The sequence below is a fragment of the Ruegeria sp. CF8 genome (assembly GCF_056537285.1).
This window is the reverse complement of record NZ_JBQFRG010000013.1, coordinates 84030-102996: the sequence shown is the minus strand read 5'-3', so window position 1 is coordinate 102996 and position 18967 is coordinate 84030. Positions and strand designations below refer to the sequence as shown.

General features: G+C 57.1%; 20 protein-coding genes. 6 read left to right on the top strand and 14 right to left on the bottom strand.

Going from position 1 to position 18967, the window contains the following annotated elements; all coding sequences use genetic code 11:
• Positions 1-19 precede the first annotated feature (19 nt).
• Complete coding sequence (locus ACR0EV_RS22390) at positions 20-421, bottom strand: MerR family transcriptional regulator (RefSeq protein WP_171091075.1); 402 nt, start codon at positions 419-421, stop codon at positions 20-22.
• A 270-nt stretch (positions 422-691) separates the two neighbouring features.
• On the bottom strand, positions 692-1060 hold the full coding sequence (locus ACR0EV_RS22385; RefSeq protein ID WP_171186184.1) for a MerR family transcriptional regulator: 369 nt from the start codon (positions 1058-1060) through the stop codon (positions 692-694).
• A gap of 115 nt (positions 1061-1175) precedes the next feature.
• Here ACR0EV_RS22385 and ACR0EV_RS22380 point away from each other — a divergent pair, with 115 nt between their 5' ends.
• From ACR0EV_RS22380 to ACR0EV_RS22370, 3 genes are read left to right on the top strand one after another with little or no spacing between them, the layout of a single operon-like run.
• Entirely contained in the window at positions 1176-1595 is a 420-nt protein-coding gene (locus ACR0EV_RS22380) for a PaaI family thioesterase (protein WP_480802111.1), read from the top strand.
• Position 1596: 1 nt separating this feature from the next.
• Positions 1597-2115 (top strand): PaaI family thioesterase, encoded by a 519-nt coding sequence (locus ACR0EV_RS22375; protein ID WP_480802110.1) that lies wholly within the window; start codon positions 1597-1599, stop codon positions 2113-2115.
• Between the two features lie 2 nt (positions 2116-2117).
• A complete protein-coding gene (locus ACR0EV_RS22370) occupies positions 2118-3434 on the top strand; it encodes an MATE family efflux transporter (protein WP_480802109.1) in 1317 nt (438 codons plus the stop codon).
• On the opposite strand, the gene arsC is transcribed toward ACR0EV_RS22370, so the two are convergent.
• Genes arsC through ACR0EV_RS22350 form a run of 4 tightly spaced genes read right to left on the bottom strand, consistent with a single transcriptional unit; the run spans position 3431 to position 5590 of the window.
• A complete protein-coding gene (gene arsC, locus ACR0EV_RS22365) occupies positions 3431-3772 on the bottom strand; it encodes an arsenate reductase (glutaredoxin) (protein ID WP_480802108.1) in 342 nt (113 codons plus the stop codon). The two genes, ACR0EV_RS22370 and arsC, sit on opposite strands and share 4 nt — an antisense overlap.
• Complete coding sequence (locus tag ACR0EV_RS22360) at positions 3769-4827, bottom strand: quinone-dependent dihydroorotate dehydrogenase (RefSeq protein ID WP_480802107.1); 1059 nt, start codon at positions 4825-4827, stop codon at positions 3769-3771. The genes arsC and ACR0EV_RS22360 overlap by 4 nt, the downstream gene beginning before the upstream one ends.
• The gene (locus ACR0EV_RS22355; protein WP_480802106.1) at positions 4824-5255 is read right to left on the bottom strand and encodes a DUF1330 domain-containing protein; all 432 of its coding nucleotides are present in this window, start codon (positions 5253-5255) and stop codon (positions 4824-4826) included. Before ACR0EV_RS22355 ends, ACR0EV_RS22360 begins: the two co-directional genes overlap by 4 nt.
• A complete protein-coding gene (locus tag ACR0EV_RS22350) occupies positions 5252-5590 on the bottom strand; it encodes a DUF952 domain-containing protein (RefSeq protein ID WP_171668616.1) in 339 nt (112 codons plus the stop codon). The genes ACR0EV_RS22355 and ACR0EV_RS22350 overlap by 4 nt, the downstream gene beginning before the upstream one ends.
• A 107-nt stretch (positions 5591-5697) precedes the next feature.
• Between ACR0EV_RS22350 and ACR0EV_RS22345 the strand changes: the two genes are divergently transcribed.
• On the top strand, positions 5698-7281 hold the full coding sequence (locus ACR0EV_RS22345; RefSeq protein WP_480802105.1) for a bifunctional metallophosphatase/5'-nucleotidase: 1584 nt from the start codon (positions 5698-5700) through the stop codon (positions 7279-7281).
• 63 nt (positions 7282-7344) lie between these two features.
• Here ACR0EV_RS22345 and ACR0EV_RS22340 read toward each other — a convergent pair whose 3' ends face one another.
• Positions 7345-8997 (bottom strand): tetratricopeptide repeat-containing sulfotransferase family protein, encoded by a 1653-nt coding sequence (locus ACR0EV_RS22340; protein WP_480802104.1) that lies wholly within the window; start codon positions 8995-8997, stop codon positions 7345-7347.
• Between the two features lie 54 nt (positions 8998-9051).
• Between ACR0EV_RS22340 and ACR0EV_RS22335 the strand changes: the two genes are divergently transcribed.
• Positions 9052-9717 carry an SOS response-associated peptidase gene (locus ACR0EV_RS22335; protein ID WP_480802135.1) on the top strand — a complete coding sequence of 222 codons (666 nt, stop codon included), beginning with the start codon at positions 9052-9054 and terminating at the stop codon, positions 9715-9717.
• 47 nt (positions 9718-9764) lie between these two features.
• Positions 9765-10817, top strand: a complete 1053-nt coding sequence (mnmH, locus tag ACR0EV_RS22330; RefSeq protein ID WP_480802103.1) for a tRNA 2-selenouridine(34) synthase MnmH — start codon at positions 9765-9767, stop codon at positions 10815-10817.
• Here mnmH and selD read toward each other — a convergent pair.
• The 7 genes from selD to ACR0EV_RS22295 are packed head-to-tail and all read right to left on the bottom strand — an operon-like array spanning position 10808 to position 18903.
• Positions 10808-12967: a selenide, water dikinase SelD gene (selD, locus tag ACR0EV_RS22325; RefSeq protein WP_480802102.1), complete on the bottom strand. Its 2160-nt coding sequence runs from the start codon at positions 12965-12967 to the stop codon at positions 10808-10810. The genes mnmH and selD overlap by 10 nt on opposite strands.
• A gap of 5 nt (positions 12968-12972) precedes the next feature.
• A complete protein-coding gene (locus tag ACR0EV_RS22320) occupies positions 12973-13359 on the bottom strand; it encodes a Na+/H+ antiporter subunit G (protein ID WP_480802101.1) in 387 nt (128 codons plus the stop codon).
• Positions 13360-13366: 7 nt separating this feature from the next.
• Positions 13367-13639, bottom strand: a complete 273-nt coding sequence (locus ACR0EV_RS22315) for a K+/H+ antiporter subunit F (RefSeq protein WP_371255958.1) — start codon at positions 13637-13639, stop codon at positions 13367-13369.
• Positions 13636-14133, bottom strand: a complete 498-nt coding sequence (locus ACR0EV_RS22310) for a Na+/H+ antiporter subunit E (protein ID WP_480802134.1) — start codon at positions 14131-14133, stop codon at positions 13636-13638. The genes ACR0EV_RS22315 and ACR0EV_RS22310 overlap by 4 nt, the downstream gene beginning before the upstream one ends.
• Positions 14133-15677: a monovalent cation/H+ antiporter subunit D gene (locus ACR0EV_RS22305; RefSeq protein WP_480802100.1), complete on the bottom strand. Its 1545-nt coding sequence runs from the start codon at positions 15675-15677 to the stop codon at positions 14133-14135. Before ACR0EV_RS22305 ends, ACR0EV_RS22310 begins: the two co-directional genes overlap by 1 nt.
• A complete protein-coding gene (locus ACR0EV_RS22300) occupies positions 15674-16033 on the bottom strand; it encodes a Na+/H+ antiporter subunit C (RefSeq protein WP_170751150.1) in 360 nt (119 codons plus the stop codon). The genes ACR0EV_RS22305 and ACR0EV_RS22300 overlap by 4 nt, the downstream gene beginning before the upstream one ends.
• Entirely contained in the window at positions 16033-18903 is a 2871-nt protein-coding gene (locus ACR0EV_RS22295; protein ID WP_480802099.1) for a monovalent cation/H+ antiporter subunit A, read from the bottom strand. The genes ACR0EV_RS22300 and ACR0EV_RS22295 overlap by 1 nt, the downstream gene beginning before the upstream one ends.
• Between the last annotated feature and the right edge of the window lie 64 nt (positions 18904-18967).

Here is an 18967-nt window from a genome sequence, read left to right as displayed (position 1 = left end):
TCAGGATGACGGGGCGAGGTTACTCGGCCGCCTTCTTTTCCTGTTTCATCGAGGCGATAACTTTCTCGCCCCAGCGCAACTGCTCTTTCAGATCGTCGATGGCTTGCGTCAGTTCCCGGCGGCGTTCTTCCATATCCGCCAGACGTTCCAACGCGATTTCATAGGTGCGGGTCATCTGCGTGACCTGCTGGTCGCCCACATGGTACAGATCCAGAAGTTGGCGGATCTCTTCCAGGCTGAAGCCAAAGCGTTTGCCGCGCAGGATCAGTTTCAGCCGCGCCCGGTCACGTTTGGTGAACAGACGTTTTTGGCCTTCGCGGATCGGGAACAAAAGTTCCTTGGCCTCATAGAACCGCAAAGTGCGTGGCGTGACATCGTAAGTCTCGCACATCTCGCGGATTGTCATCACATCTTCGGTCATTCGTCATACTCTCGTCACTGGCGTCATGAGACATGAGTTGCGCAGTTGCTTTGAGCTTTACAACACGTGAGTGACGTTTACGTAATTCAGACGCTGCGTCACTTCAAAATTGACGTAACATCCAAACGCGTAAAGGGCGTTTCGCGTAATTTTCTTTCCCTAGGGTCAGGCATATGTTGCAGCTTTTGCACGTGCAAAGGCTGCACGCACACGCGTGAGGTGTGTCGCAAGACAGAGTGTACAGGAAAGAATTCCGAAGCGAAGGAAGACCTACTTCAGGGATTTTGCTGTTTGGTCGCGCAGACGCTTCAGTTCGTCCATGGCTTCGTCAAGTTGCTCGCGTTGCTGCTCAAGCTCGCTCATCTGGCGGTCAGCCATCTCAACGAAAGTAGCCATCTGAGCCTCGTTGCCCTGATCCTCATAGATCAAAAGCCATTGGCGAATCTCTTCCAGCGGGAATCCAAACTTGCGGCCACGCATGATCAACTTCATCCGGGCGCATTCCCGCGCGCCGTAAAACCGGGACCGGCCTTCGCGGTCCGGTTGCAGAAGCTCGATGTATTCGTAATAGCGCAGGGTGCGCGGTGTTACATCGAACTCGGCGCACATCTCTTTGAATGACAAACGGTTGTTGGACATTCCTGGTCTCCTTGCCAGCAACCTAGGCGGTCCCGATCCCAAGCGCAACAGGTGGGCTTGCCCTTTGCCGAAACAGCGGCTCATAAAGGAAGGGACGAGAACAGGACAGATGCCAATGGTCGACAAGACAGTATTAGCCCGCCAATTTATCGAGGCGATCCCTCATGCGCGGGCCCTGAACCTGACGCTGACCCATATTGGCGAGGGCGAAGCAGAGATCACGCTGCCGTACAACGAAGATCTGATCGGAGACCCGCGCACCGGAGTGATCCATGGCGGAGCAATCTCGACCATTTTGGATACGTGCTGCGGTGCCGCGGTGATGAGCCACCCATCGGCCCCTGGGGGGACTGCGACGATCGATTTGCGGATCGACTATATGCGCGCGGCGACGCCAGGTCAGACAATTTCGGCGCGCGCGACCTGCTATCACATCACGCGGAACGTGGCATTTGTACGGGCTACAGCCGTGGACAACGACAAAGACCTGCCCGTAGCGACCGCTGCAGGGTCATTTACGGTTGAGGGGAAGTAAAATGGCAAGACCGCGTCCTGAACCGATGCAGGTGGTCAAACAACGACGCGATGCGGCATTGCGCGCGTTGGTTGATGGCGTGCCCTATATCCGCTTTCTCGATATCAGCTTCGACCGGCGTGGGGATGAACTGACCGGCGTGTTGAATTTCGACGACAAACTTATTGGCAACCCGTTTTTGCCTGCGATTCACGGTGGGGTCACTGCGGCCTTTCTCGAAGTGACGGCTGTCATCACTCTCAGCTGGGAACATATGTTTCCGCTTATCGAGAGTGGTGAGATCGACGGCGAGGCAATTGTGACCGATCCAAACATCCGCTTTCCCAAGACAATCGACTTTACCGTCGATTACCTGCGCTCGGGCCTGCCGCGCGATGCTTACGCCCGGGCTTTTGTCAGCCGATCAGGGCGGCGTTATGCTTCGGTCCGGGTCGAAGCCTGGCAGGACAATCATGCGAAACTGTTTGCGCAGGCAACGGGGCATTTCCTGATGCCTCAACCCCCCAGAGATAAGAGCTGACTATGCAGGACGCGTCGGCGCCCATCACGCATAGGCGGGTGCTGAAAATCGCAGTGCCGATTGTGCTGTCGAACGCGACCGTGCCCATTCTTGGCGCAGTCGATACGGGCGTTGTGGGGCAAATGGGGCAGGCCGCGCCCATCGGTGCCGTCGGTATGGGCGCGGTCATACTGGCTTCGATCTACTGGATCTTCGGTTTTCTGCGCATGGGCACGACTGGCTTGGCTGCGCAGGCGCGCGGGGCAGGCGACGTAACTGAAACAAGGGCTTTGCTGATTCGTGGACTTTTGCTGGGTGCGGCAGCAGGCGTGTTCTTTGTCCTCGCGCAGGCGGCTGTCTTTGCCGGGGCATTTGCCCTGTCTCCTGCCAGCCCCGAGGTTGAGGCACTGACCAGAGCCTATCTTGAGATTCGCATCTGGGGTGCTCCGGCAACCATTGCTTTGTATGCCGTGACCGGATGGCTCATCGCGGTTGAACGGACGCGTGGTGTTTTCATTCTGCAAATCTGGATGAACGGGCTGAATATCATTCTGGACCTTTGGTTTGTTCTGGGGCTGGGATGGGGCGTGGAAGGTGTTGCTGTGGCCACCCTGATCGCCGAGTGGACTGGTTTGGCGCTGGGCTTATGGCTGTGCCGGGACGGATTCGAAGGCAAAATCTGGCTTGACCGGGCCCGGATTTTCGATGCCGGGCGCCTGCGCCGAATGATGCAAGTAAACGGTGACATCATGATCCGTTCCGTCCTTTTAACAGGCTCGTTCACGACTTTCCTGTTCGTAGGTGCGGATCTGGGCGACGTGACCCTGGCCGCCAATCAGGTTCTGCTGCAATTCCTTGAGATCACAGCCTTCGCGCTGGACGGGTTCGCCTTTTCGGCCGAGGCTTTGGTGGGTGGCGCAGTTGGTGCGCGGGATCGACGCCAGCTTCGACGCGCAAGTATCATGGCATCGCAGTGGGGGCTTGGTGGAGCCATATTACTGGGGGCTGTGTTCTTCCTGGCAGGCCCGGCCCTGATTGATCTGATGTCAACCTCGCCCGAGGTGCGTTTGGCCAGCCGCGACTACCTGTTCTGGGCGGCATTGGCCCCGATTATTGGTGTGGCTAGTTGGATGTTCGATGGCATCTACATTGGTGCCACCTGGACCCGGGCCATGCGCAACGCAATGATTCAATCCGTGGCGATCTATTTGGTCGCGCTGTTAATTTTAGTGCCGAGCCTCGGAAATCACGGACTGTGGGCCGCGCTTATGGTTCTGAACATCGCGCGGGGTGTAACGATGGGCTGGCGCTATCCCAAGCTGGAAGCGCAAGTGGCTTAGAGCAGTGTCAGCAGATTCTCAGGCGGGCGCCCGATGGCGGCTTTGTCCCCGGCAATGGCAAGAGGGCGTTCGATCAGGATCGGATTGTCCGCCATGGCGCGGATTAGATCGTCATCTGATGCGGTCTTTGTCAGCCCCAATTCCTTGAACCGTTTTTCACCGTTGCGCACCATATCAATCACAGGCAATCCCAGTGCAACGTGCGCGGCCCGTAGTTCGTCTGCTGAGGGCGCATCTTCAAGGTATTTTCGCAGTTTGATCTGTGCGCCATTTTCTTCCATCAGCGCCAGCCCGGCGCGGGATTTGGAACAGCGGGGGTTGTGCCAGTATTCGATCACAGCCAATCCTCTCGTTTGCTGCCAACGGCCTGGGCAACGCTGTCAAAGCCATCGCGGGCCAGCAATTGATCCAGCCCACGCGCGATGTCAGCGGCAAGTGAGATCCCACCGTAAACCATGGCGGTATAGAATTGCACGGCAGACGCTCCGGCGCAGATCTTGGCATAAGCTTGCTCAGCATTGCTGATGCCGCCGACACCGATCAGCGGGATGTCACCAGCGGTCAGCTGGCTCAGCTTTGCCAGCACGCGGGTGGATTTCTCGAACAAGGGCGCGCCAGACAAGCCTCCGGCTTCCCCTTTTTGCGCGCTACGCAACCCGTCGCGCGACAGGGTGGTGTTGGTGGCAATCACCGCATCCACGCGGGTTTCGCGTGCAACCTCGGCAATGTCTTGCAATTCAGGCTCGTTCAGATCCGGTGCAATTTTCAGAAAGATCGGCAGCGGGCGGGGCAGCGCATCCCGTGTCTCGATCACACCGTTCAACAACGCAGTCAGCGCAGCCTTGCCCTGCAAATCGCGCAGTTTTTCCGTATTGGGTGACGATACGTTTACGGTGGCGAAATCCAGATGTGCGGCGCAATGGGCCAGAACTTTCGCAAAATCACCCGCGCGGTCTTCGCTGTCTTTGTTGGCCCCGAGGTTCAGGCCGATCACAGCGACTTTGGGGCGCTCTGCCAGCCGTTTGGCCATCACCTCCATGCCTTCGTTGTTGAAACCAAAGCGGTTAATGGCTGCCTTGTCCTCGGTCAGGCGAAACAGGCGCGGTTTGGGGTTTCCCGGCTGCGGACGGGGCGTGACTGCGCCCACCTCGATAAAGCCAAACCCGGCGCGCGACAGCGGTGCGAGAACCTCGCCATTCTTGTCAAAACCAGCAGCCAGACCGACCGGGTTGGGCAGATCCAACCCCGCCACTTTGGTTTTCAGGCGCGGTGTTGTCACTGGTCCCGGCGCGGGTGTCAGCCCGGACTTCAACGCCTTGATCGACATGCCATGAGCCACTTCGGGATCCATGCGGTGCAGAGCGCTCAGCCCCAATTTTTCAATCAGTTTCATCCGAAGGCCTTTCCGCTTTCACCGGATCCGCACCGGATCAGACGCGAGGTTTCGACGGCAGCCTGACGATGGATCACCGCAGCCCGGTACACAGGGTCTGTCACCATTTCAAGGAACGCGTGTGCGGTTGGATAGCGGGCGATAAAGACGGCATCCCATGTTTCATCCGACGGCCCGATGAGAGTTGTTTCAAACACCCCACGCCACAAAATGCTTGCCCCGATACGCGCAATAATCGGCGCGGTTTCAGACCCGTATTTCTGATAGGCTTGTGCGCCAGTCAGCCCCGCGCCTGCCAATTCATGCGACGCGGGATACTGCGCTGCGGCCCGGAATTTCACCAGATTGAGCATCTCGATCGGCTGGTCGCGGTCCAGCGCTTTGAACGCTTCAAACTGATCCCGTTCGGGGTCGATAAAGGAGGTCATTCCATGTCCTCGGGGAACTGGTGCACAGCGCCGTCAAATGGCAGAGGGCGCGACCAGACAACGTCGCCAAGCCGGATCTGGCGATAGAGATGCGGAAACAGGGCACCGCCCCGTGACACTTCCCATTTCAGATCGTCACCCATGGCGTCGGCATTACAGGCCAGTAACGTCAGATCATCAACACCAGCGAAGTGTTTCGCCGCCGTCTCAGCAGCTTGTTCAGCCGTTGAAAAATGAACAAAGCCATCGGTGACATCGATTGGCGCACCATCTGTCGCGCCTTTGTCTTGCAAGGCAGCCCATTCATCGGCCCGGAAAATTTTGTAAATCAGCATATCGATCTGATGCCCCGCGCGGCGGCCGGAATCAAGCCGGATTTCCTCTTTGACTCTCTCTCTTCATAAGCGCACGATCCCTGAAAATATAAACAGGGAGATTCAGTATGTTGACCCGATTCTTGGCGTCTGCTGCAATTCTTGGCCTCACTGCCGGTATGGCGGCGGCCGAATACAAGCTAACCATTCTACACACCAACGACATTCACAGCCGCATCGAGTCGATCAATAAGTATGACTCGACCTGCGACGCCGAAGATGAAGCAGAAGGCAAGTGTTTCGGCGGCGTTGCGCGCCTCAAGACCATTGTGGATTCCCGCCGTGATGCGCTGGCGGATCAGAATGTTCTGCTGCTGGACGCAGGCGATCCTTTCCAAGGGTCGTTGTTCTACACCACTTACAAGGGCGCAGCAGAAGCCGAATTCATGGAAGCGATCGGCTACGACGTCATGGCGGTGGGCAACCACGAATTTGACGACGGCCCTGAAGGTTTAGCATCGTTCATTGAAACGGTCAGCTTCCCGGTGATTTCAGGCAATCTGGACCTGTCGTCGTCTGCCGAGCTGAACGGCAAGGTTGAAAACCATGTTGTGCTGGATATCGGCGGACAGAAGGTTGGTATCATTTCGGCGCTCGCTACGGATACGGTTGAAACGTCCAGCCCGGGCAAGGACGTTGTGTTTCAGGATGAGATCGAAAGCCTGAAGGCCGATGTGGCGGCTTTGCAGGATGAAGGTGTCAATATCATCATCGCCTTGAACCATGTGGGCCTGGCCAAAGATCTTGAGATCGCAGCGCAGGTGCCGGGTCTTGATCTTGTGGTCGGTGGCCATTCGCACACGTTGTTGTCGAACACGCAGGAGGGCGCGGCCGGGTCGTATCCGATGATGGTTGGTGACGTGCCGGTTGTGCAGGCTTACGCGTATTCAAAATATCTGGGCGAGATCACCCTTACCTTTGACGACGACGGCAACCTGATTGCGGCCGAGGGCGAACCCATTCTTCTGGATGCCTCAGTCACGCCTGACGCGGATATCGCCGCCCGCGTGACCGAAATGGGTGCGCCGATTGAAGAGATGAAGCAACGCGTTGTTGCAAACTCAGGCGCAGCAATTCAGGGCGACAGGTCGATCTGTCGCGTGCAGGAATGTGAAATGGGTAACCTTGTGGCCGATGCGATGCTGGCCCGTGTCGCGGATCAGGGCGCGCAGATTGCGATCGCCAACTCAGGCGGCCTGCGTGCGTCTATCGACGAGGGCGAAGTGACCATGGGCGAAGTGCTGACGGTGCTGCCGTTCCAAAACACGCTGTCCACGTTTGAGATCACCGGCCAGACCGTCATTGATGCGCTGGAAAATGGCGTCAGTCAGGTTGAAGAGGTAAAGGGGCGCTTTCCGCAAGTCGCGGGCCTGAGCTTTACCTGGGATCCCAGCGTGGCCCCGAACGAAGGCCGCATCAGTGAAGTCATGGTGGCCGAAGGTGACGGGTTTGTCCCAATTGATCCGAACAAGACCTATCTCGTCGTGACCAATAACTACGTTCGCAATGGCGGTGACGGGTATTCGATGTTCGAAGGTGACGACAAGAACGCGTATGATTTCGGTCCGGATCTTGCGGATGTCACCGCTGAATACCTGGCAGAGAATGCGCCTTATCAGCCTTATCTGGATGGGCGCATCAAGCAGAAATAATTCTACCCTCCAAAAACAAAAAAGCCGCATCCCAGTGATGCGGCTTTTTTGTTTCACACCAGCTCAGCTAAAGTCGTATTCCGGCCAAAGTTCTGGGTCAAAGCCGTCCAGCATCGGTTTGATCTGATCGGCTACCTCGCGCCAGCCGCCGATAGATTTGGTCGAAATTTTCTTACGCACTTGGTCAAGGCTGGCCGTCCGGACCTGTTTGGTGTTTTTTTCAGGGTGGACCATGTCTTCGGTCCATTGGATTCCGCAGTAGTCCGCCACTTTTTGACTATAAGTGGTGGGATCTGCGACCAACTCTTCATAACGTACGGTCAGCACCTGGCCAGGGAACACCTTATCCCAATGGGCCATGTAGCGGCGATAGAGGTTGGCCGAATGCGCAATCGCTTCAAGGTTCGACGCATAGTTCATGCCACCTGCCGGGAAGCGTCGGATCCATTTTGACAACCCGACATCCCGCGGGTCACGCAACATGTTGACGATCCTGGCGTTCGGGAAGGCCTGCAGAATGAAGCCAACGCGCTGAAAATTGTGCGGTAGCTTATCCACAAAACCAAGCGCACTTTCCGGTACGCCGGGCATGCTTTCCCGATAGGAAAGCGCGACAAGCTTCGCTGCTTCTTCATCAAATACTTTGCTGGTCGTGTGAAACTTGTTTGTCAGTTCCGGGATCAGCATCAACTCGCCACATCCCACAATATCAGGACCCGCGCTCAGCATCATCTCCATCAGGGTTGTACCGGATCGAGGTTGACCCAAGACAAAGATGGGCTGCGGAGCGTCCGATGGTACTTCAGCAAAGGGTTGTGTGCCTTCCGGGAATAGGTCGGTGATCTTGCTCAGCTTTTCTTCTTCTGCCGTGAAGTCATAAGGAAGCGCGTCAAACTGCAAAGTGTTTGCTTTCGCAAACTGGGGCAATGCAGCCGCCAGACCTTCTGATTTTTCGATCAGATGTGCTTTTGCAAACTCAAGCTCCTGCAGCGGTTCGTCTTTTTCAGACGCCGCTGCTTCGACCGCTGACATCAGCTGGGGAACGTTGTCTTTGGGTGTAATGGTTGCCACTTGCAGCAAGGCATTCGCGTGATGCGGTTTGGCATCCAGAATATCATTTAATACAGACAATGAGGTTTCTCTGTCGCCAGCCTGGTGCAGAATGATGGCCTTCTGGAATGCGACGACGAGGTTCTCTGGGGCCAGGCTGTATGCCAGGTCGATGTCGCGCGTGCTTTCTTCGACAAAACCCATTTGATGATACGCGCGTGCACGCTGTGCAAGAACGCTGGGATTGTAGGGATCTGAGGCCAGTTTATGCGTGGTGAAGTCAACGATCGAACGCCAGTTCCTACCCTCACGCTGGATCTCATCAATGACCCGCATAAGCTCGCGGTTGTTGGGGAACTGTTCTATCTTCTTTTCGGCATAGGCCAAAGCGCGAGAGATTTGCTCGGTTTGCATCAGCGCATTTGCCAGGTTTTCCGCAAATTGCGGATCATCCGGCTTCATTCGAGAGGCTTCAACAAAGTGCGGAATGGATTTCTTGTACTGCTTCATCTCGGTCAAAACAAAACCGGCGATGGCGTGGTAATCAGAGTCCTTGGGGAATTTCTTGACACCCAGTTGGGCCTTTTTCAAAGCCTGCGGCAGCTTGCCCTCATCCAGAAGGGATAGCGCTTTGCTCTTGAGGGATTGAGTCGTTTGGTTTTTCATGTGACCCGTAAGATCCTGTGCCTGTATCAAGAATATATCGATGGTTCATTACTCATGTGCGGACGGTTTGCAATAACTCTTCCCAATGACGCTATGGCACAGCTGTTTTCTGCACGCCCGGCAAACGCGCTACCGACCGTTCCGAACTATAACGTTTGTCCGACAAATCAGGTACATGTGGTACGCAGCAGCGAAACAGGTCGTCACTTGGATGCGCTGCGCTGGGGATTTTTGCCACATTGGTACAAGTCTGAGACGGCTGGGCCGTTGTTGATCAATGCGCGGTCCGAGACTTTGGCTGAAAAACCTGCCTTTCGCGACGCCTGCCGGTCGCGCCGTTGTTTGATTGCGGCCACGGGGTTCTACGAATGGACCAAGACCGAACAGGGAACGCGTCTGCCATGGTACATCCATCGCAAGGATGGAGCCCCGATTGCCTTTGCAGGCGTCTGGCAGGATTGGGGGCCACAGGAAACCAGACAGGGCACCTGTGCAATCGTAACAACGGGTGCAAACGAGAAGCTGAAGACGATCCATCATCGGATGCCCTTGATCGTCGAGCCCGACGATTGGCCATTGTGGCTGGGGGAGGCCGGAAAAGGGGCGGCCCGTCTGATGCAGCCGGGGGCTGAGGACCTGCTGACCTTCTATCGTGTTGACCCGGCTGTGAACTCGAACCGGGCCAGCGGACCAGAGTTGATTGAGCCTTTCGACGTATAAGGGCGCGTGGTCTTTCATTTGGTAACGCGTCAAGCTAGACCTCTGGTATGGCATTGAAATTCCCTGATCTGACCCGGCTCTACGCGCATGACTACGACACTGTCATAGATGTGCGCAGCCCGGCGGAGTTTGCCGAAGATCATCTGCCAGGCGCGATAAACCTGCCGGTTCTGAACAACGAAGAACGTGCGCGCGTTGGAACCATCTATGTGCAGGAAAGCCCCTTTCTTGCACGTAAGCTTGGCGCAGCGCTTGTCTTTCGCAACGCAGCCAATCACATCGAACGGCATCTCAGCCATCACGAAGGCGGGTGGCGGCCTCTTGTCTATTGCTGGCGGGGCGGGCAGCGATCTGGATCGTTCACCTGGATGCTGCAACAAATTGGCTGGCGCGCGGAAGTTGTCGAAGGCGGCTATCGCAGCTATCGCCGATTGGTGAATGCCTACCTGTACGACGACCCTCTGCCACATCGGTTAATTGCGTTGGATGGCTATACTGGCACGGCCAAAACCGATCTGTTGGCCCTGTTGCACAAGCGTGGTGTTCAGGTTCTGGATCTCGAAGCGCTTGCCAATCACCGGGGGTCCTTGTTGGGGGAAAAGCCAGGCGGACAACCTTGTCAAAAAGCCTTTGAATCGGCTTTGTCTGCCGCGCTTTGCAGGATGGATCCTGCACGCCCGGTTGTGGTCGAAGCAGAATCTTCGAAGATCGGCAGTTTGATCCTGCCGCCCAGCCTGTGGACGGCGTTATGTGCAGCGCCCCGGTTCCAAATTGCTGTACCGATTGAAGCGCGCGCCGCCTATTTGGTTCGGGCCTATGATGACATCCTGTCCGACAGCGACCGTTTGCGGGATCGGCTTTCTCCGCTGCGTTTTCATCGTGGCCACGAGGTTGTTGACGGGTGGATGAACCTTATCGATGCCGGAGAAAAAACGGCGCTGACGCAGGCGCTGATGGAACAGCATTACGATCCGGCCTACACCAAATCACGACGATCCCGGTCTGTTGAGGTTTTGGCCAATCTCGACATTGCGTCCTTGGACGAAGACGGCCTTGCAACAGCTGCAGCCCAAATCGAGAATTTGCTGGATCAGCTTTGAAGGCGCAGACCCGGTGTGTCTGTCAATTCGCCAATGATCGCAGCCGGATACCCGGCAGCCTTGAGATCCTTGATCATGGCATCTGCCTCAGAAGGATCGACAGCGGCCAGCAAACCACCGGCTGTCTGTGGATCAAATAACAATGCGGCTTTTCCCTCCGCTGGCAATTCCATAGCAATTGCCCGGTTATCAGCAAAAATCGTTGACCGCACACCCTGTTCCGACAACTCCAGTGCACCATCCATCACTTCAACCGCGTCCAGATCAAGCACTGCACCGCAGCCTGATGCTTCGCAGATACCTTGCAGATGCCCGGCCAAGCCAAACCCGGTCACATCCGTCATCGCATTGGCCTTGCCCAGAATGCGGGACGCATTTCCTTGTGGCTGGATCATCTGCTGATAAGCCGCCGCGACCCAGGATCCGTCGGCCTGACTAGCCATTTCAGCAGCCATGAGAACCCCGCTGCCCAAGGGCTTGGTCAGGATCAGACGATCCCCCGGGTGTCCGCCCGCCAGCGTGACAGGCGGCGTTTCACATAAGCCAGTTATCGTAAAGCCGACGGTCATCTCGTCGCCCATGGAACTGTGCCCGCCCACAATCTCGGCCCCGGCCTTTCTCATGACATCGCTTGAAACGGTCATAATTTCGGACATGGTGCGGCTTTGCAGGGCGGCAGACATACGAGGCAGGATGATCGTCGCCGTGGCGGCCTGAGGTGCGGCCCCCATGGCCCAGATATCCCCCAAGGCATGAACAGCAGCGATGCGGGCCATAAGGGCGGGATCATTGGTGAAAGCCCGCAGATGATCCGAGGTCAAAACCTGCTGGACGCCACCTGTTTGCAACAATGCTGCGTCATCTCCGAGCAGAGGGGTAATATCTGCGCGGGTAGGCACGGGTCGCGATTTAAGTGCGGTTTGCAACGCGTTACGCCCGACCTTGGCCCCGCATCCTCCGCACATGGGTTTTTCCCCCAGCGCTTCATCCAGCCCAAAGGCCCGGTCGCGGGGTAGTGCAGGAAGCTTCATCTGCGGCAGGTTTCGAAACCTGTTCATGAAGGTTTGGTCGATATGGTTCTTCCATGTCCACATCATCGGGCCGCTGAAGGATGCCCCCAAACGCTCACCCAAAGCGGATTTGCGGCCCAGCGAAATCAGTTTGAGGTAATCCTTCTGCGGGACATATTTGCGCATTCGTCCCGCCCCAAGCGCGGCGCGCAGATTGTCGAACAGAACAGGTGCTTCGCGCACCGCGTAAACGCCTGCCTTGGGGCGCGGATTGTCCAAGAGGTGGGCGCAATCTCCGGCCGCAAATATCACAGGATCGCTGGACTGGAGATAGCCGTTCACCCGGATGTACCCGTCCTGCAGATCCAGCCCGGTTTGTGCGATCCACTCAAAAGGGCGCGCGCCGGCGGCTCCGGTCACGAAATCGGCGGGGATCGCGCGGCCGTCCTGTAACGTGACATGATCAGCGTCGATCCGGGTGATCACTGCGTTTTCGATGACTTCCACACCCAGATCCTGCATGGCGCAGCGGATCGTAGCCGCCGCCTTGGGTTTGGTGGCCGTCAGGATTGAGGCATTGTCGATCAGCGTGATCCGCGCCGCGCGCCCCTTTGCTTTGAGAGCGTGGGCCATGGCCATGACCAATTCAGCCCCAGCAACGCCCCCGCCGATCACCGCGACTGACGCAGGGCCATCGTGATTAAGATAGTCAGCCCACCGCGCAGCAAATCGGCCCAGAGGTTTGGCAGGAACAGCATGTTCGGCAAATCCCGGCAATGCAGGCATGTCCGACGTGATGCCAACATTGACCGAAGCCACGTCGAACCCGACCGGCGGGTGTCCGTGAACATGCACCTGATGTGCGTCGGTATCGATCCCCTCAACCGCACCCAGAATGACACGAGCGCCTGCGAAGCGCGCGAGTTTCACCAAGTCAATGTCCAGTTCCCGGCGATCATAATGTCCGGCGACAAATCCGGGTAGCATCCCGGAATATGGCGCGGTAGGGCCGGGATTGATCACGGTTACCCGTGCCCCGGGCAGGGGGTTCATCCCCCATTTCCGCAAAAGCAACGCGTGGGTGTGACCTCCGCCAACAAGAACCAGATCGCGGGTTAAAGGCAGCGGAGGTGAGTGCATAGGTTTTAATTCGCGCTGTGGTCCGGGACGTCCTCGACCTGCTCGACCGCGTGAGTGGCCCAAAGCTCATCCTCACCCGCATCCGGCAAATCGCTGGGCTTTTCATGACGATGAATGTGCCATTTGGCAATGAACAGGGCCGTGATCGGAGCAGTCAGGAATAAAAACAGCGTGATCAGAAGTTCATGCAATGACAGCTTGCCTTCCAACAGAACCGAATGCGTGATTGAGGCCAGAAGCACGCCGCCCACGCCCAATGTCGTCGCCTTGGTCGGCGCGTGCAGGCGGGACATGGGGTCTTTTAGTTTGATCATGCCGAAGGAGCCAACAAAACCGAAGATACCCGACATAATCAGGAAGAGGGCGATCAGAATTTCGACGAGTAATGTCATGCCGCCCTCACTCGATAATGTTTCCGCGCAGCATGAAGCGCGCGTAAGCCACGGTTGAGACGAAGCCCAGCATGGCGATGATCATGGCAGCTTCGAAAAAGATCTCGGTGCCTTGATCCAGACCATACAGGATCATCAGGGCAATGGTGTTGATCACCATCGTATCCAGAGCCAGAACGCGGGTGCCTACGCCGTCAGCGGTGATGATCCGCCACAGACACATCATGATGGCGGCTCCGAAACAAGCGAAGGCGAACCAGATGGCATATTCCAAGATCATTCGAAAATCTCCTTCAACCTACGCTCATAACGCTGCTTGATCGTGTCTCGCACCTCTTCGGGGTTGGGGGCGTCAAGGCAATGGACCAAAAGGTTATGCCCTTGCGCCGACAAATCGCAGCTGACGGTGCCCGGGGTCATAGTGATGGTGCCGGCCAGCACAGTGATCGCCTCGGGGGTGCGCAGTTCCAGCGGGACACAGATCCAGTTGGGTTGACGGTCAGCATCGCGCTTGAACAGGATGATCCGGGCAACGGTGATGTTTGCAATCACGATGTCCCAAAGCACGACCAGCATGTACTCCGCCACCATCGGCCAATTGCGCAGCTTGGGACGATCCGGCCAATAGGGCTGTGTGATGAAAGGAATAATGATCCCCAAAATCAGACCAAACACCAATGAGTTCAATGACCCGTTATTGGCCAGCAGTACCCAGACGAATGTCAGCAGAAAAGTCAGATGAGGGTGCGGAAAAATCCGGTGGAGCAGTTTCATCATTCTTCCCTTCCCAATACGGCAGAGATGTAGTTGTCGGGCGCAAAGAGTTGAGCCGCGGTCTTGCTTGTGTATTCAAGGGCCGGGCCCGCAAACAGGGTCAGAAGGATCAGCCCAGCGACCAGTCCAAACACGGCCGTAATCGCAAGGCCAGGTTGCGGTTCAGGGGCAACCGGTGCAGGAACCTCTTCGCCTTCGACACGCTGTTCGATGGTAACGACCTGCGTGTCGTGGCTTTTCCAGAAGATCAACGTTCCCGCGCGCGCCAGCCCAACGATGGTGACAAAAGATCCGATCAGAATAACAGCCCAGACCGCTGTTGCATCCGATGCATCACGGGACGCGTCCAGAACCAGCAGTTTGCCGATGAAACCCGAAAGTGGCGGCATCCCTGCCATTGCGATGGCCCCGACAAAGAACAGGGCCGAGATCAGACCGCTTTGGGGCATCGGCGCTGTAGGTGTAATTGCGCCACCGCGACGCTCCATCACCAGATCAGCCACCAGGAACAGCAGTGCGGTCGCAAGCGTCGAATGGAACACGTAGTAGAGTGCAGCAGCCGTCGCATCCGGTGTGAATTGCGAGATCGCGATCAGCAGGGTCCCCATCGAAGCGATGGCGCAAAACGCAACCATGCGGGCAATGTGCTGTGATCCCAATATGCCGATGGCCCCAACGGCCAAGGTCAAAAGCGCGGCAGGTTGCAGCCAATCGCCGACCAATCCCTGGGTCGCTTCAACCTCTGGTCCAAAGGCCAGCGTGTACATCCGAATGATCGAGTAAGCACCAACCTTGGTCATGATCGCAAAAAGGGCAGCCACGGGCAGTGGGGCGTTGGCATAGCTGGCGGGAAGCCAGAAATGCAGTGGCAACACGGCGGCTTTGATACAGAAAACCAACAGCAATAGCACAGCGCCGACCCGCAGCAATGCCGTGTCCTCAGCCGGAAGTTCTGCCACACGCAGCGCGATATCGGCCATGTTCAGCGTGCCGGTGACGCCATAAATCGTGCCTAGGGCAAACAAGAAGAGTGTCGAGCCCAAGAGGTTGTATGCCACATACTGAACGCCCGATTTCAAACGAACCGAACCGCCGCCATGGGTCATCAGACCGTAGGATGCGATCAGCAGAACCTCGAAGAACACAAACAGGTTGAACGCGTCGCCGGTCAGGAAAGCTCCGCAGACGCCCATAAGTTGGAAATGGAGCAATGCGTGGAAATGTTTCCCGCGTTCGTCCCAGCCTGACGCTATGGCATAAAGAACAATCGGCAAGGCCAGCAGCGCGGTCAGCAGAACCATCATGGCTGAGAGCCGGTCCAACACCATGACGATACCGAAAGGTGCAGGCCAATTTCCAAGCTCGTAGACCAGTATCTCACCACCCGACGCCTGAACGGTGATCGTCAGGGCAATGCCCAGCAGGGCAATAACTCCGGCGACCGAGAAGATGCGCTGCAGGTCCAGATGGTAACGCAGGACCATAATGATGAACGGGGCCAGGATCGCGGGAAGGACGATCGGCGCAACGATCCAATGGTTCATGCGTCTTCTCCCGGCGCGTCAACGCTGTCCTGCGGGCTCATGTCGATATGGTCATCCTTTGAAGACAGGTAGGCCGAAAGCGCGATCATTACGATCACCGCCGTCATCCCGAACGAGATCACAATCGCCGTCAGCACCAAAGCCTGTGGCAGCGGATCGGTATAGGGCACGTCTTCGTATTTGTTCAGAACGGCAGGTGCGTTCAGCGCGAGGCGCCCGGTTGCAAACAAGAACACGTTCACCGCGTAGGTGATAAGGGACAGGCCAAGAATGACCGGGAATGTCCGTCGACGCAGGATCAGGAATATCCCGGCGGCGGTCATAATGCCGACGGCAGAGGCTACGAGCGCTTCCATCAGGCCTGCTCCTTCTCTTTGTCTTCGTCTTGAGGGGCGTCCCGCAGCGGGTTGATGTCCATCGGGAATTCCTGTGCCATGCCCGGTCGCCATGCAAAGCGTGACAGGCTGTCCAGCGCCAGCATCACGGCCCCAAGAACGGCGAGGAAGACGCCCACATCAAACAGCATGGCCGTGGCCCATTCGAACTCTTCCAACGGTGGCCAGTTAATGTAGCCGAAGTCACTGGTCAGGAAGGGGCGTTCGTTGAACCACGCGCCCAGACCGGTCGCCGCAGCGATCAGCACACCCCAGCCGATGGTGCCGTGATAGTAGAACCGTTGCCGTTCGATGGCCCATGTATAACCGCTGGCCATGTATTGCATCAGGAAGGCAATCGCGACGACAAGACCCGCGATGAAACCGCCGCCGGGTTGGTTATGACCCCGGAAGAAAATGTAGGCGCCAACCATCAGGGCGATGGGCATCATCACACGCGTCGCAACCACCATCATCAGCGGATGAGAATCCCCCGATTGCGGCCAATGCGGTCTTCGGTTCAGAAGATAGCCGCGCACATTCGTGCTCAGGACCGCTTCGGTCAGGGCAAAGATGATCAGTGCTGCAATGCCCAGAACGATGATTTCGCCAAAGGTATCAAAGCCCCGGAAGTCGACCAGAATAACGTTCACGACGTTCGTACCACCGCCGCCCTTGTACGAGTTCGCCAAATGGAAGTCTGAGATTGTCGGGAACGCAAAGTCACGAAGCATGATCGCGTAGATCAGCGCTCCAGTGCCGATCCCTGCAACAACGGAAATCGCAGCATCCCGCCACCGTCGTGCGGCTGAACTGTCCCACGGCGTTTCCGTGGGCAGGAAGTTCAGCGACAAAAGCAGCAGGATCATTGTCACCACTTCGACAGAGATCTGTGTCAGAGCCAGATCCGGTGCCGAAAGGTAGTTAAACGCGACTGACACGATCAGACCGACGACGCCGATCAGAACAAGCGACAACAAACGGTTGCGGTGGAACCACATGATCCCCAAGGTCGCGCCAACCAGACAAATCCAGCCGATGATCGGGATGATCTGCGCAGGCAGCGGAACACGTGTTTCAACGCCAATCGTGCCTGTCGAATAGGCGTAGTAGCCCAGACCGACGGTAAAGGCGACGAAGATGATTGCGTAGCGGCTGAGGACACCGTTGTGTAGCTCATCCGTGATCCATTGGCTCAGGCGGGTGAAGGCGTTGATGATCGCTTCGAAAATGACCTTCGCCTCAGGGCGAGGCAGGGCGTTCCAGATCTGCTCACCGCGTTTGTGCATCGAAAGCAGGAACAGACCGCCCAGCGTGGCTACGATCGACATATACAGGGCGGGCACAAAGCCGTGCCACAGCTTCAGCGAGTAGTAGGGCAGCTTTTCTCCACCGATCACAGCGCTGGACACCACGGCGACCAACGGACCGACGATCGCTGCCGAATAGAGGCCGATCAGAATGACCAGCACGACAAGGAAGGCTGGTGCAATCCACAGACCGACGGGTGGATCGTGCGGATGGGCAGGATAATCGTCGCGCTGCGGGCCGAGGAACACGTGGCTCACGAAACGGAAGGAATAGGCAGCGGAAAACAGAGAGGCCAGCAAGGCCAGACCCGGTACCAGATAAGGCGAGTTCAACCATGCTGTGCGCACGGTCTCTTCCAGCATCATCTCTTTCGACAGGAACCCGTTCAGCGGCGGCAAGCCAGCCATCGACAGCGCTGCAATTGTGCCGATTGTGAAGGTAATCGGCATCAGGTGGCGCAGACCGCCCAACCGCTTGATGTCACGCGTGCCTGTCTCGTGGTCGACGATCCCGGCGGTCATGAACAAAGCTGCTTTGAACGTTGCATGGTTGATGATGTGGAACACGGCGGCTACGGCAGCGAACTTTGTTCCAAAACCCAGCAGCATGGTGATCAGGCCCAGATGCGAGACGGTTGAAAACGCAAGCAGGGCTTTCAGGTCATCCTTGAACAGCGCAATCACCGCGCCCAGCAACATCGTTACCAGACCGGTGGTGGCGACGATGTAGAACCACGCATCCGTTCCAGCCAGAACCGGCCACATGCGCGCCATCAGGAACAGACCGGCTTTTACCATGGTTGCCGAGTGCAGATAGGCCGAAACCGGTGTAGGGGCCGCCATCGCGTGCGGCAACCAGAAATGGAACGGGAACTGCGCCGATTTAGTGAAAGCGCCCAGCAGGATCAGGATCAGCGCGGGCAGGTAGTAGGGCGAAGCCTGGATTAGTTCTTTGTTCTGAAGAATGACGCTGAGGTCATATGAGCCAACGATGTTGCCCAGGATCAGCATTCCGGCGATCATCGCCAACCCACCGCCTCCAGTAACGGCCAGCGCCATACGCGCGCCCTGACGGCCTTCGGGCAGGTGTTTCCAATAGCCGATCAGCAGGAATGAGCTGAGTGACGTAAGCTCCCAGAAAATAAGCAAAAGCAGGATGTTGTCTGACAGAACGATCCCGACCATCGCGCCCTGAAACAGCAGCAGATAGGTATAGAACTGCCCCATCGGATCTTCGCGCGAGAGGTAGAACCGCGCGTACAGGATGATCAGCAGACCGATGCCCAAAATCAGCAGGGCAAACAAAAACCCAAGCCCGTCCAGCATGAAGTTCGCGTTTAAACCAAGTCCCGGAATCCAATCGAACCGTGCAGTAACAACGTCGCCGCGCATGACCGAAGGGATGTGGATCAAAAGCCCCATCAGGGCGAGAAACGTCGTCAATGCCGCTGCGGACGCAGCCGCATTCCGACCAGCACGGATCAGCAGAGCAGGGAATACAGCACCAAGGAAAGGAAGGGCCGCGATAAGGAATAGGGACAAGTGCGATACTCCGGTCTGAGCGGTCAGGGTGAAGCCAATTTTGTAAGGATATTTTCTTGGCTGT

Coding starts and splice junctions, on each gene's coding strand:
- mnmH (WP_480802103.1), top strand. CDS start 9,765: ATGGCATTGAAATTCCCTGATCTGACCCGGCTCTACGCGCATGACTAC.
- ACR0EV_RS22345 (WP_480802105.1), top strand. CDS start 5,698: ATGTTGACCCGATTCTTGGCGTCTGCTGCAATTCTTGGCCTCACTGCC.
- ACR0EV_RS22315 (WP_371255958.1), bottom strand. CDS start 13,639: ATGATCTTGGAATATGCCATCTGGTTCGCCTTCGCTTGTTTCGGAGCC.
- ACR0EV_RS22300 (WP_170751150.1), bottom strand. CDS start 16,033: ATGGAAGCGCTCGTAGCCTCTGCCGTCGGCATTATGACCGCCGCCGGG.
- ACR0EV_RS22375 (WP_480802110.1), top strand. CDS start 1,597: ATGGCAAGACCGCGTCCTGAACCGATGCAGGTGGTCAAACAACGACGC.
- ACR0EV_RS22355 (WP_480802106.1), bottom strand. CDS start 5,255: ATGACCTCCTTTATCGACCCCGAACGGGATCAGTTTGAAGCGTTCAAA.
- ACR0EV_RS22305 (WP_480802100.1), bottom strand. CDS start 15,677: ATGAACCATTGGATCGTTGCGCCGATCGTCCTTCCCGCGATCCTGGCC.
- ACR0EV_RS22390 (WP_171091075.1), bottom strand. CDS start 421: ATGACCGAAGATGTGATGACAATCCGCGAGATGTGCGAGACTTACGAT.
- ACR0EV_RS22335 (WP_480802135.1), top strand. CDS start 9,052: ATGTGCGGACGGTTTGCAATAACTCTTCCCAATGACGCTATGGCACAG.
- ACR0EV_RS22350 (WP_171668616.1), bottom strand. CDS start 5,590: ATGCTGATTTACAAAATTTTCCGGGCCGATGAATGGGCTGCCTTGCAA.
- selD (WP_480802102.1), bottom strand. CDS start 12,967: ATGCACTCACCTCCGCTGCCTTTAACCCGCGATCTGGTTCTTGTTGGC.
- ACR0EV_RS22340 (WP_480802104.1), bottom strand. CDS start 8,997: ATGAAAAACCAAACGACTCAATCCCTCAAGAGCAAAGCGCTATCCCTT.
- ACR0EV_RS22370 (WP_480802109.1), top strand. CDS start 2,118: ATGCAGGACGCGTCGGCGCCCATCACGCATAGGCGGGTGCTGAAAATC.
- ACR0EV_RS22380 (WP_480802111.1), top strand. CDS start 1,176: ATGGTCGACAAGACAGTATTAGCCCGCCAATTTATCGAGGCGATCCCT.
- ACR0EV_RS22360 (WP_480802107.1), bottom strand. CDS start 4,827: ATGAAACTGATTGAAAAATTGGGGCTGAGCGCTCTGCACCGCATGGAT.
- ACR0EV_RS22320 (WP_480802101.1), bottom strand. CDS start 13,359: ATGACATTACTCGTCGAAATTCTGATCGCCCTCTTCCTGATTATGTCG.
- ACR0EV_RS22385 (WP_171186184.1), bottom strand. CDS start 1,060: ATGTCCAACAACCGTTTGTCATTCAAAGAGATGTGCGCCGAGTTCGAT.
- ACR0EV_RS22310 (WP_480802134.1), bottom strand. CDS start 14,133: ATGAAACTGCTCCACCGGATTTTTCCGCACCCTCATCTGACTTTTCTG.